The organism is Pseudarthrobacter sp., assembly GCF_036675385.1.
Classification (GTDB): Bacteria; Actinomycetota; Actinomycetes; order Actinomycetales; family Micrococcaceae; genus Arthrobacter.
Window position 1 is genome coordinate 1 of record NZ_JAKFFD010000027.1, and the last position, 11,816, is coordinate 11,816.

Below are 11,816 nucleotides of genomic sequence, written 5' to 3' on the forward strand. Positions count from 1 at the left end.
CGGCACGCTGCCAACCTGGAGTCAGTCCGCACCTACGAGGGCACCGACGAGGTCCACATGCTCGTCCTTGGTCAGCACATCACCGGCCTCGGCGCGTTCCGGTAAGCCCGCCCGCCCCTCCCCAACTGATATGTAGGGCGGCTAGTCGGGCAGGATGACCAGCTCAAGGTAGCCCCGCAGGCACCCTGCCATGTCCACACTGTCACGCGATAGCAGCCACTGGGTCTGGATGCCGTCCCACAGGGCAATCAATGATGCCGCGGCGGCTTCCGGTTCCACCCCGGGGCGCAGCCGCCCTTCCCCGGCGAGCTGCTCAAACCGACGGGCGTAACTCCGCCGCAGCCGTTCAAATCGTTCGATGAAGAATTCGCGCCCCGGATGGCCGTCCGTGACAGATTCCGCACACAGCACGGTGTACAACTCAATGACACCGGGAATCTCTTCGTTGAAGCGCGCCTGGCGGATGACGGCGTCAACCAGCGTTTCCTCGGGATCGGGAGGCGTTGTGCCATCTCCGCTAATCGAGTCCCGCCAGTTGAGCACGGCAAGCAGCAGATCGCTTTTCGACGGGAAGTAATGCAAGAGGCTCGTCTGGCTCATGCCGACTCGATCGGCAACGTCCTGCAAAGAGCCTCCGCGGTACCCGTGGGCTGCAAAGACGGCGTGCGCAGCAACAAGGATCGCGTTCCGGCGCTCCGTCGACTTCGCGTACGGTCCCCGCCGGGAGGGCCTGCTCGCCTCGTTTGTGGTCATGGCAAGCCAGTGTACAGGCGGATATGCGGGATAAATTCAAAACTCGAGTGACCACTCGAATTTTGTGTTAGCGTTTCTCCTATCGATTCCAGACGTGGCGGACCTCACAGTCTTGCCATGGTGGTCCTGCAGCGCTTCTGGCGCGGCGGGCTTACAGAAGGAGCAGTCAAGTAATGTCCCAGTCCACAGCATCCGGGCGCCCTGCCGATGTTTCCTACATCACGGACCGCGGACCGGGTTCGGGCAGGCGGACAGCCGCCCGCTCCTGGCTGCACAGCGACGCCCCTACCCAGTCACTCAACGGCAACTGGCGCTTCCGGCTCCTGCCCGGTGCACCCGGAACCCCCGGAGGCCGCGGCGCGCTTCCCGCCGGCGAGGCTCCCGAGGGCGTCGCCGAGGAGGCCTTCGATGACTCGTCGTGGGACGAGATCGCCGTCCCGGCACACTGGGTGCTGGAAGGCGACGGGCGTTATGGGCGGCCCATCTACACGAATGTCCGCTTTCCCTTCCCCACCGATGCACCCAACGTCCCCGACGAGAATCCAACCGGCGACTACCGGCGCACGTTCGAACTGCCGGAGTCATGGACCGAAGCCGAACGGATCCTGCTGAGGTTCGACGGCGTCGAGTCGCGGTACAAGGTATGGGTCAACGGGGTGCCGATCGGCGTCGGCGTCGGGAGCCGGCTGGCTCAGGAGTTCGACGTAACCGGTGCGGTGCGCCCAGGGACGAATGTGGTGGCGGTCCGCGTGCACCAGTGGTCGGCGTCGAGCTACGTCGAAGACCAGGACCAGTGGTGGCTGCCTGGCATCTTCCGCGACGTGACGCTCCAGGCACGGCCGGCGGGCGGCATCGACGACGTCTGGCTGCGCACCTCGTTCAGCGGCTCCGGTGATTCCGGCGCTGGCAGCATTAACCCTGAAATCACGGCAAACGGTGACGCCTTTCCGGTGACGCTGTCCGTGCCGGAGCTGGGCGTGGACGTCACGTGGACCTCCGCGGCGGACGTTGCCCCGGTGGCGATCGACGCCGTCGAACCGTGGTCTGCCGAGATCCCGCGGCTGTATGACGCAACGGTGAGCAGCGCTGCCGAAACACTCTCCCTCCGCCTGGGCTTCCGCACGGTGGAAATCGTGGGCGACCGCTTTCTGGTCAACGGCCGGCGCGTGGTGTTCCACGGCATGAACCGCCACGAGACCCATCCCGACCGGGGCCGCGTCTTCGACGAAGAATCTGCCCGCGCCGATCTGGCCCTTATGAAGCAGTTCAACGTCAATGCGATCCGCACCAGCCACTATCCCCCGCATCCGAGGCTGCTGGACCTGGCCGATGAAATGGGGTTCTGGGTGGTGCTTGAGTGCGACCTCGAAACGCACGGATTCCATGCCCAGCAATGGGCCGGCAATCCCAGCGACGATCCCGCCTGGCGCGAAGCCTTTGTGGACCGCATCGAGCGCGCCATCGAGCGCGACAAGAACCACCCCTCCATCGTAATGTGGTCGCTCGGCAACGAGGCCGGCACGGGCGCCAACCTCGCCGCAATGGCCGCATGGGCCCATGCCCGCGACACCGGACGCCCGGTCCACTATGAGGGCGATTACAGCGGCGCCTACACGGACGTCTATTCGCGGATGTACTCCTCCGTGCCCGAGACCGAGACGATCGGACGCGACGACTCCGGCTCGCTGCTGCTGGGCTGCTCCGCCGCCGAGTCGGCACGGCAACGGACCAAGCCGTTCATCCTGTGCGAGTACGTTCACGCGATGGGCAACGGCCCCGGTGCCATCGACCAGTATGAGGACCTCGTTGACCGCTACCCGCGGCTGCACGGCGGATTCGTCTGGGAATGGCGTGACCACGGCATCCGCACACGCACGGCAGACGGAACGGAATTCTTCGCCTATGGCGGCGATTTCAACGAGGTCATCCACGATGGCAACTTCGTGATGGACGGAATGGTCCTCTCCGATTCGACACCGAGTCCAGGGCTTTTCGAATACAAGCAGATCGTGGCGACGATCCGTTTGAGCCTGGGCACGGAGGTGCCCGCCGGAACAGCGTCCGACGGCGGTGCGCGGCAATTCATCACAGTCGCCAACCTGCGGCACTCGGCGGATGCGTCCGACGTCGTGCTCCAGTGGCGGACCGAAGTGGACGGCATCCGCAGCGACTCGGGCGAACTGGCAATCGCCGGCGCGTCCGGCAAGGCGCTTGCGGCCGGCGAATCAGTGACCCTCGCGCTACCGGAATTTGCCGTCTCAGGTGCCGTCCCAGGTAACGGCGAGCACTGGCTCACCGTCGAAGCGGTTCTTCGCAAGGACACCGGCTGGGCTCCTGCCGGGCACGTGATTTCAGCGGCCCAGCTGGATCTCTCGGTGCCGGCGGCCCCAGTTCAGGCGCCGCGTCCCACGGCTTCCGTCGGCAGAACCGGCTCCTTGAGTGCCGGGCCTGCGGGTGCCGAATCCTTGGGAACCGGAAAACTGAACCTCGGACCGGCGGTCTTCGAGGACGGCCGGCTTTTGTCGCTGGGCGGCCTGTCGGTAGCCGGTCCCCGTCTGGAGCTCTGGCGCGCACCGACGGACAACGACGAAGGAGCGGGCCACGGCAGTTACGATCTTGGCGACCCGTGGCAGAACAACGGAAACGGCGTACCGGCCCCGCCGTCGGCCGCTGTCTGGCGCAAAGCAGGCCTGGACCGCCTGACCGCCCGCGTGGAAAAGATCGTTGCGAACGACGAATCCGTAGTGGTCCGGACGCGGTACGCGCCGGCGGACAGCGCCGACTCCGTGACGGTCGAAGAGCAGTGGCAGCTCGCGGATGGGGAGCTTTGGCTTCGCCTGGACATCGTCCCCAGCGCTGGCTGGAACATGATCTGGCCACGCATCGGCGTCAGGTTCGATTTGCCCGGCTCCGTGGATGGCGCGTCGTGGTTCGGTGCCGGGCCCCGCGAATCGTATCCGGACAGCATGCACGCGGCCCTGATTGGGCGGTATTCGGCAGCAATCGACGACCTCACGGTGACGTACGCGAAACCCCAGGAGAGCGGGCACCGCAGCGCCGTGCGTTCACTTGACCTGAACAATGAGGGGGCGCCCTGGCTGAGGATCGAGACGGTGGCGGATGCCCGCGGGCGCCGGCCCGGTTTCACTTTGGCCCGTCACACGGCACAGGAGATCAGCTCCGCAGCCCATCCCCACGAGTTGCCTCCGAGCGAGCACAGCTACCTCTACCTGGACGCCGCCCAACATGGGTTGGGTTCACGGGCCTGCGGCCCGGACGTCTGGCCGGACTTCGCCCTTCGTCCGGAGGCCCGCACGCTGACGCTGCGCATCGGGACTGCCGGGTAGCTACGCAGCTCCGACCGGGACGGGTTCCTTGGCGCCTGCGTCCTTGCGGATGGTCGCGCTGATCACGGCGGCGATGGTGCACATGGCGGCCGCGCCGAACCAGGCGTAGGTGTACTGGCCGGTGGCGTCCCGGATGGCACCGGCGCCGAGGGCGGCGGCGGCCGCGCCCACCTGGTGGGCCGCGAACACCCAGCCGAACACCACGCTGCCGTCCGCGCCGAACGTTTTCCGGCAGATTGCCGCGGTGGGCGGTACCGTCGCCACCCAGTCCAGGCCGTAGATCACCACAAAAACGATCATGCTCGGCTGGACGGTGGCGCTCAGGAGCAGCGGCAGCACGAGCAGGCCGATCCCCCGGAACTGGTAGTAGACGGCCAGCAGGATTTTGGGGTTGTACCGGTCGGTCAGCCAGCCGGACGCGATGGTGCCCAGGATGTCGAAGATCCCGACGACGGCGAGCAGCCCGGCCGCGGTGGTTTCGGGCATGCCGTGGTCGTGGGCGGAGGGGATGAAGTGGGTGCCGATCAGCCCGTTGGTAGTGGCCCCGCAGATCGCAAAACCGGCCACCAGCGCCCAGAATGTCCGCACTTTGCTGGCCCGCTTGAGTACCTGGAGGGCGCGCACTGCGGCGTTGCTGCTGCGCCCGCTTTCCACGGCAGGGGCGGCGGCAGACTCAGCCGTTCCCTCCTCAGGTGCCGTTTCACCGTAAGGCAAGGCGCCGACGTCGGCCGGTGAGTTCTTGAGGAACTTCAGCACCAGCGGCACCACCGCCAGCGCGCCGGCGGCGATCAGCAGCGAGGCCTGCCGCCAGCCCGGATCCTGGGCCAGTATGGCGATGAACGGCAGGAACACCAGCTGGCCCGCGGCGCTGCCGGCGGTCAGGATGCCGATCACCAGGCCCCGGCTCTTGGAGAACCAGGTGTTGGCGATGGTGGCGGCGAAGACGAGCGCCATGGAGCCGGTGCCCAGCCCGATCAGCAGGCCCCAGGTCAGGAGGATCTGCCAGGACTCGGTGACCAGGACCGTGAGCGCACTGCCGGCGCCGATCATCACCAGGGCGGTGGCGGTGACGGTCCGGATCCCGAACCGTTCCATCAGGGCAGCGGCGAAGGGGGCGGTCAGGCCAAACAGCACCAGGTTGATGCTGACGGCTGCGGACAGCACGGTGGTGGACCAGCCGAACTCCTGCTGTAGCGGCACCATGAGGACACCGGGGGCGGCCCGGAATCCGGCGGCGCCAACGAGGGCCAGGAAGGCGACGGCCGCGACGATCCAGGCGGGGTGTAGCCGGCGGCGCGTGGTTTCGGTGGCACTCATGCGGCCGTGGCCAGCTGCACGGGCGCGTCCGTCCGGGTGAGGCTGTGCCAGCTGGTGTTGGCGGCCGTGAGCCGTTCCCCGCAGCCGGTGCAGGTGTCCGCGGAGCTGGTCCGCTGGCCGCAGCCGGAATGGATGACGTACATATGGGCCTGGTCAGACGGCGCCGGGAGGTGCTTTTCCGCCCACATGACCACGGCGTTCAGGACCGGGAGGGCGTCCTCACCCTTAGGAGTCAGGACGTACTCCTGGCGGGGGCGGCCGCCGTCGTCGTACACCTTCTTCCCAAGCAGCCCCGACTCCACGAGACCCGCCAGGCGCCTGGTGAGCACCGAATCCGCGACGGCCAGCCGGGACTTCATGGCGTCGAAGCGCCCGTTGCCGAAAAAGACCTCGCGGAGCACCAGCATGCTCCAGGGGTCACCCAAAATGTCGAGACCTCGGGCCATGCTGCAGTTGCGCTGGGACCAGTCGGAGCGGAGAACCATAAAGGCACCCTAGCTAACTTTCTTGAAGAAAGCCAAGGGTGCCTTTGGCTGGCGAGCGCGGTGCTACTGGAGGGGCGCTGCTACTTGAGGAAGGTGAAGGCGCGCTCGAGGTCGGCGATGAGGTCTTCCACGTCCTCGATGCCGCAGGACAGCCGGATCAGGTTGACGGGAACCGCCAGTTCCGTGCCCTTGACCGATGCGTGGGTCATCTCGGACGGGTAGTTCATCAGCGATTCGATGCCGCCCAGGGACTCCGCCAGCGTGAACACCGACGTGTTTTCCGCGACCGTGCGGGCCGCCGCCTCGCCGCCCTTGAACTGGACGGACACCATGCCGCCGAACTTCTTCATCTGCTTCTTCGCCAGCTCGTGGCCGGGGTGGGACGGCAGGCCCGGGTACAGGACGGCCTCCACCTCGGGGCGCTCGAGCAGCCATTCGGCCACGGCCTGGCCGTTGTCGCTGTGCCGGTCCATGCGCACGCCGAGTGTCTTCAGGCCGCGGGTGGTGAGGAAAGCGTCCATGGGGCCGGACACCGCACCCACCGCGAACTGCACAAAGCCGATCTTCTCCGCGAGGTCCGCGTCGTTGACCACGATGGCGCCGCCCACCACGTCGGAGTGCCCGCCGATGTACTTGGTGGTGGAGTGGACCACGACGTCGGCACCCAGGGCGAGCGGGGTCTGCAGGTAGGGCGACGCGAAGGTGTTGTCCACCACGAGGAGGGCCCCGGCGTCGTGCGCTATTGCGGCGAGCGCCTCGATGTCGGTGATCTTCATCAGCGGGTTGGAGGGGGTCTCCACCCAGACGAAGCGGGTCTTGTTCGCGGCCACGGCTTTGCGCACCGCGTCCAGGTCCGCCATGTCCACGGGGGTGTTGCCGATCCCCCAGTCGCCGAGCACGCCGTTGATCAGCCGGTACGTGCCGCCGTACGCATCGTTGCCTAGCACGATGTGGTCGCCCGGCCGGGTCAGCGCCCGGATGAGGGAGTCCTCCGCCGCAAGGCCCGAGCTGAAGGAGTACGCGTGGCTTCCGCCCTCGAGCGCCGCGAGCTGCTCCTGCAGGGCGTCGCGCGTGGGGTTGGTGCCACGGCCGTATTCGTAGCCGTCGCGGAGCCCGCCGATGCCGTCCTGGGCGTACGTGGAGCTGAAGTGCACCGGCGGGACCACGGCGCCGGTGCGGGGCTCGAAGGCCTGGCCGGCGTGGACTGCGCGCGTGTTGAAACCCTGGTTTTCAGAAACAGACATGGAGTTCCTTTAGCTAGTTGCTGAGGTAGGCGAGGAGGTCGTGGCGGGTGAGGATTCCCACGGGGGCGCCGACGAATGTCACCATCACGGTGTCCACGTCGGAGAGCAGTTCGCGGGCTGCGGAGATGGTTTCCAGCGAGCCGATGACCGGCAGGCGGGGGCCCATGTGCTCTGAGATCTTGTCCGTCAGCTTGGCCTCGCCGCGGAACAGCTTGGAGGTCAGGCTGCGCTCATCCACGGCGCCGAGGACCTCGCCCATCACCACCGGCGGTTCCTGCGAGAGGACCGGGATGTGGCTGACACCGAACTCGTTCATGATGTTGATGACGTCGCGGACGGTCTCGTTGGGGTGGATGTGGACCAGGTCCGGCAGCTCGCCGGTCTTGGACTTGATGACCTCGCCCACTGACGTCTCCTCGCCGCCGGAGAGGAAGCCGTAGGAACGCATCCACTGGTCGTTGAAGATCTTGGCCAGGTAGCCGCGGCCGGAGTCCGGGAGGATGACCACCACCACGGCGCTTTCCGGGAGGTCGCGGGCGGTCTGCAGCGCAGCCACCACCGCCATGCCGGACGAGCCGCCCACCAGCAGCCCTTCCTCGCGGGCCAGCCGCCGCGTCATGGCGAAGGAATCGGCGTCGGTGACGGCGATGACGTCGTCCGGGACGGATTTGTCGTAGTTCGCCGGCCACATGTCCTCGCCCACGCCCTCGACGAAGTACGGGCGCCCGGTGCCGCCGGAGTAGACCGAGCCTTCGGGGTCAGCCCCGATGATCCTGACCCGGCCGCCGTCGGCCTCCGGACGGTCCGCCGAGATCTCCTTGAGGAAGCGGCCGGTGCCGGTGATGGTGCCGCCGGTGCCGGCGCCGATCACGCAGTGCGTCACCGTGCCGTCCGTGTCCCGCCAGATTTCCGGCCCCGTGGTCTCGTAGTGGCTGCCGGGGGCGGCCGGGTTGGAGAACTGGTCCGGCTTGTAGGCGCCCGGAATTTCCGTGACCAGGCGGTCCGAGACGCTGTAGTAGCTCTGCGGGCTGTCCGGGGCCACGGACGTGGGGGTGACCACCACTTCGGCGCCGTAAGCCTGAAGCACGGCGCGCTTGTCCTCACCCACCTTGTCCGGCACGACGAAGATGCATTTGTAGCCTTTTTGCTGGGCCACGAGCGCCAGACCCACGCCGGTGTTGCCCGACGTCGGCTCAACGATGGTCCCGCCGGGCAGGAGTTTGCCGGTCCGTTCGGCCTCTTCGATCATTTTCACCGCGATGCGGTCCTTGATGGAACCGCCGGGATTGATGTATTCCAGCTTGACCAGGACTGTGGCTTTGAGGCCTTCCGTCACGTGGTTGAGCTTGATGAGCGGCGTGTTTCCGATGAGGTCCAGGACGGACTGCGCGTACTTCATAGGTACAAAGTTACCGCCTGCCGCCACGGGTCCTGCCCGGGGCTCAGCTCCCTGCCGAGGAATCTGTGTGCCAGAGGCCCAGGGTGTTGCCCTCGGTGTCCTTGAAGTAGGCGTAATAGCCCATGCCGGGAACGGCGTCCTTTGCCTGGGCGACAGTACCTCCAGCGGATTCGACCTGCGCCAGCGCGGCGTCCACGTCCTCCACATCGATGGTGATGATGGGGGTCTTGAGGTTGTCCGTGCGGGGGAACAGGGCCCCGTTGATGGCCCCTGGCGCGCTTGGCAGGCCTGTCTGTTCGTCCGACGGCGTGGTGATGGCGATGGTGTAGTCCATCTCCTGCATGGGGGTCAGGGTCCAGCCAAACGCACTTTGGTAAAAGGTGTTGGCGCGTTCCTTGTCGTCGGAGGGGATCTCGAAATGCACAACTCCAGCCACAGCATGCTCCTTTGAATGCGAGGGGAAGACGCGGACTCCCCGCGCCACACGTTGGAGTCTAGTCCTGGCATCTTCGGCCTGAAAGGGGCTCCGGAAGCTGCGTTGTCAGCCCATCGTGGGACCATGAATACATGACCATCCTTGACGCTCCGGCCCGGCTTGCCGCCGCCGCGGATGCGTCCCTGCGGTGGCATCCGGACGGCCCGTACAGCCTGCACCAGACGCTGGGAACGCTCCTGCGGGGTACCGGAGATCCGTCGTTTTCGTTCCGGCCGGACGGGTTATGGATGGCGTTTACGACGCCGGACGGCCCGGTCACGCTGCGCCTCACCGCGGCTGCGGATGGGGCTGTTGACGCCCAGGCCTGGGGTCCGGGTTCCGCCGCCGGACTCGCCGGCGTGCCCCGGCTCCTGGGCGCCGAGGACGATTGGTCGGCGTTTGACGAACCGGATTTCCACGCCACGCTCCCCCGGATGGTCCGTGACGCCCGACGCCGGAACCTGGCTGTCCGGCTGCCCTCCACCGGGCGGGTGGTTGATTGCCTCGTGCCCACCATCCTCGAGCAGAAGGTCACCGTCATTGAGGCCCGCCGCGGCTACCGGTACCTGATGTACCGGTTCGGCTCGCCGGCTCCGGCGGCAGGAAGCGCGGCGCCGGAAGGGCTCCGCCTCCAGCCCACGCCTGAGCAGTGGCTGCGCATCCCCTCGTGGGAATGGCACCAGGCCGGCGTAGGACCCCAGCGTTCGGCGACCGTCATGCGGGCGCTGCGATCCGCCGTCGCGCTTGAACGGCTGGCCGCCCTTCCGTCCGCGGAGGCGGCAGCAAAGCTGCAGGTGATTCCCGGTATCGGGGTGTGGACCGCGGCCGAAGTGGTGCAGCGGACGCACGGCTGCCCGGACTCCATCGCGGTGGGCGACTACCACCTCGCCGCCTATGTGGGCGCAGCCCTCACCGGCCGCCGGACGGACGACGCCGGCATGCTGGCCTTGCTTGAGCCGTGGACGGGGCACCGGCAGCGTGTGGTCCGGATGATCGGCCTGAGCGGCTTCCGCAAACCGACGTTCGGGCCGCGGATGACCATCCAGGACCACCGCCGGCACTGACGGTTCCGCCGTGGACTCGGGCCGCGGATGGGTATAGCGTGGCGCCATGGAGCCCGCACCAGAGCCCCGGAATTCCGAATTCTCTGGGAGTCAGCCATGATCCACACTGACAAGCTAACCAAGACATTCACCGTCAAGAAGGAAACGGTAGAAGCCGTCAAGGGGGTCGACATCGATGTTGCCCCGGGCGAGCTTGTGGCGTTCCTTGGCCCGAACGGTGCGGGCAAATCCACCACCCTGCGCATGCTCACCACGCTGCTCCGGCCCACGTCGGGCACGGCAACCGTCGCGGGCGTGGACGTCACAGCGGACCCGGCCGGCGTACGCGCCCGGATCGGCTACATCGGCCAGGGCAACGGCGGCGGGCACAGCTTCCGGGTCATCGACGAACTGATCATGCAGGGCCGCTTCTACGGTATGAACTCCACGGATGCCGCTGCCCGGGCACAGGAGCTCCTGACGTCCATGGACCTGGCCGACCTCGCCAAACGCACCGTGGTCAAGCTGTCCGGCGGGCAGCGGCGGCGGATGGACGTGGCGCTGGGGCTGATGCACTCCCCGCGGCTGCTGTTCCTGGATGAACCGTCCACCGGCATGGACCCGCAGAACCGGGCCAACCTGTGGGACCACATCATGCGGTTGCGCGCCGAGCACGGCACCACCATCGTCCTCACCACGCATTACATGGACGAGGCCGATTTGATGTCCGAGCGCGTGATCGTCATTGACCACGGCCAGATCATCGCCGATGACACAGCCGCCCGGCTGAAGGCCAACCTGGCCGGCGACCTGCTCGCCGTCGAGGTGGCGGCGGAGTCCGCCGCGGGCGTGCGCGGGCTGCTGGGCCGGGCCGCCGCGGGCGGTGAGGTCAACGAAAACTCGTACGACGGCGTGGTCCGCTTCCGCCTCCGGCTCACCGAAGGCGCCCGGCTGGCACCGGCGCTGCTGCAAGAAATGAACGACGCCGGCGCTCCCGCCCAGTCCCTTGAGCTGAAACCGCCCACCCTGGACGACGTGTTCCTGGAGCTGACCGGCCGCAATCTGCGGGAAGGAGCAAACCGCTGATGGCTGTGCAAAGCACCGAGGTCCTGGAAAAGCCAGGCCTGGTCCAGATCCTGCATGACACCAGGTTCGTCTTCTGGCGCGAGATGCTGCTGCCGCTGCGTGACCCGTTCTCGCTGGTCTTCTCGCTGCTCCAGCCGCTTGTATTCCTGGGTCTCTTCGGCCCGTTGCTCGGCGCGGCCGTGGGGGCACCCGCATTCGGCGGCCAGTCCACGCTGCAGTGGTTCCTGCCCGGCGTCGTGGTCATGATTGCCCTGTTCGGCACGTCCATGACGGGCTCCAACCTGCAGTACGAGCTCATGACCGGTTCTTATGAGCGCATCCTGGCCACGCCGCTGTCCCGCTCGTCGCTGATGATCGGGCGGGCGCTGAAGGAATGGGCGCCGCTGGTGGTGCAGGGCCTGCTGATCGCCCTGGTCTGCATCCCGTTCGGCTTTGTCTTCTATCCGCTGCACGTGCTGTTCGGCCTGGTCATCCTGGGGATCTTCGGGATCGGGCTCGGCGCCCTCTCCTACGCGCTGGCTCTGGTATCGCAGAACAAGGAGTGGATCTTCTGGGGTGTGCAGCAGACGCTGCTCTTCCCGCTGATGATCCTGTCCGGCATCATGCTGCCCATCGAGGCAGGGCCGGACTGGATGAAGACCGCCAGCCTCTTCAACCCCCTGACTTA

Annotated in this window: 10 protein-coding genes; 4 read left to right on the forward strand and 6 right to left on the reverse strand. The window is 67.1% G+C overall.

The window, feature by feature from the left end; genetic code table 11:
* Positions 1-141: 141 nt before the first annotated feature.
* On the reverse strand, positions 142-753 hold the full coding sequence (locus V6M49_RS02430; RefSeq protein WP_332759854.1) for a TetR/AcrR family transcriptional regulator: 612 nt from the start codon (positions 751-753) through the stop codon (positions 142-144).
* A gap of 173 nt (positions 754-926) precedes the next feature.
* On the opposite strand from V6M49_RS02430, the gene V6M49_RS02435 reads away from it, so the two are divergent.
* Positions 927-4,100: a glycoside hydrolase family 2 TIM barrel-domain containing protein gene (locus V6M49_RS02435; protein WP_332759856.1), complete on the forward strand. Its 3,174-nt coding sequence runs from the start codon at positions 927-929 to the stop codon at positions 4,098-4,100.
* On the opposite strand, the gene V6M49_RS02440 is transcribed toward V6M49_RS02435, so the two are convergent.
* The 5 genes from V6M49_RS02440 to V6M49_RS02460 all read right to left on the reverse strand — a co-directional run bounded on the left by V6M49_RS02440 (position 4,101) and on the right by V6M49_RS02460 (position 8,981).
* Positions 4,101-5,417, reverse strand: coding sequence for an MFS transporter (locus tag V6M49_RS02440; protein ID WP_332759858.1), 1,317 nt, complete (start codon positions 5,415-5,417; stop codon positions 4,101-4,103).
* Positions 5,414-5,902, reverse strand: coding sequence for a winged helix-turn-helix transcriptional regulator (locus tag V6M49_RS02445; RefSeq protein WP_332759860.1), 489 nt, complete (start codon positions 5,900-5,902; stop codon positions 5,414-5,416). Before V6M49_RS02445 ends, V6M49_RS02440 begins: the two co-directional genes overlap by 4 nt.
* An 80-nt stretch (positions 5,903-5,982) precedes the next feature.
* Positions 5,983-7,146 (reverse strand): cystathionine gamma-synthase, encoded by a 1,164-nt coding sequence (locus tag V6M49_RS02450; RefSeq protein WP_332759861.1) that lies wholly within the window; start codon positions 7,144-7,146, stop codon positions 5,983-5,985.
* A 13-nt stretch (positions 7,147-7,159) separates the two neighbouring features.
* On the reverse strand, positions 7,160-8,545 hold the full coding sequence (locus V6M49_RS02455; protein ID WP_141141278.1) for a cystathionine beta-synthase: 1,386 nt from the start codon (positions 8,543-8,545) through the stop codon (positions 7,160-7,162).
* Positions 8,546-8,588: 43 nt separating this feature from the next.
* Positions 8,589-8,981 carry a VOC family protein gene (locus tag V6M49_RS02460; RefSeq protein WP_332759864.1) on the reverse strand — a complete coding sequence of 131 codons (393 nt, stop codon included), beginning with the start codon at positions 8,979-8,981 and terminating at the stop codon, positions 8,589-8,591.
* A gap of 131 nt (positions 8,982-9,112) precedes the next feature.
* On the opposite strand from V6M49_RS02460, the gene V6M49_RS02465 reads away from it, so the two are divergent.
* The 3 genes from V6M49_RS02465 to V6M49_RS02475 form a co-directional block, all read left to right on the forward strand.
* Positions 9,113-10,084 carry a DNA-3-methyladenine glycosylase family protein gene (locus tag V6M49_RS02465; RefSeq protein ID WP_141141280.1) on the forward strand — a complete coding sequence of 324 codons (972 nt, stop codon included), beginning with the start codon at positions 9,113-9,115 and terminating at the stop codon, positions 10,082-10,084.
* A 96-nt stretch (positions 10,085-10,180) separates the two neighbouring features.
* Positions 10,181-11,149 carry an ABC transporter ATP-binding protein gene (locus V6M49_RS02470; protein ID WP_332759865.1) on the forward strand — a complete coding sequence of 323 codons (969 nt, stop codon included), beginning with the start codon at positions 10,181-10,183 and terminating at the stop codon, positions 11,147-11,149.
* Positions 11,149-11,816 (forward strand): ABC transporter permease (locus V6M49_RS02475; protein WP_332759866.1); only part of this gene is annotated, 668 nt, incomplete at its 3' end. The genes V6M49_RS02470 and V6M49_RS02475, both read left to right, overlap by 1 nt.

Excerpts from the sequence above, each read along its gene's own strand:
- V6M49_RS02430 (WP_332759854.1), bottom strand. The coding sequence starts at position 753 with ATGACCACAAACGAGGCGAGCAGGCCCTCCCGGCGGGGACCGTACGCG.
- V6M49_RS02435 (WP_332759856.1), top strand. The coding sequence starts at position 927 with ATGTCCCAGTCCACAGCATCCGGGCGCCCTGCCGATGTTTCCTACATC.
- V6M49_RS02440 (WP_332759858.1), bottom strand. The coding sequence starts at position 5,417 with ATGAGTGCCACCGAAACCACGCGCCGCCGGCTACACCCCGCCTGGATC.
- V6M49_RS02445 (WP_332759860.1), bottom strand. The coding sequence starts at position 5,902 with ATGGTTCTCCGCTCCGACTGGTCCCAGCGCAACTGCAGCATGGCCCGA.
- V6M49_RS02450 (WP_332759861.1), bottom strand. The coding sequence starts at position 7,146 with ATGTCTGTTTCTGAAAACCAGGGTTTCAACACGCGCGCAGTCCACGCC.
- V6M49_RS02455 (WP_141141278.1), bottom strand. The coding sequence starts at position 8,545 with ATGAAGTACGCGCAGTCCGTCCTGGACCTCATCGGAAACACGCCGCTC.
- V6M49_RS02465 (WP_141141280.1), top strand. The coding sequence starts at position 9,113 with ATGACCATCCTTGACGCTCCGGCCCGGCTTGCCGCCGCCGCGGATGCG.
- V6M49_RS02470 (WP_332759865.1), top strand. The coding sequence starts at position 10,181 with ATGATCCACACTGACAAGCTAACCAAGACATTCACCGTCAAGAAGGAA.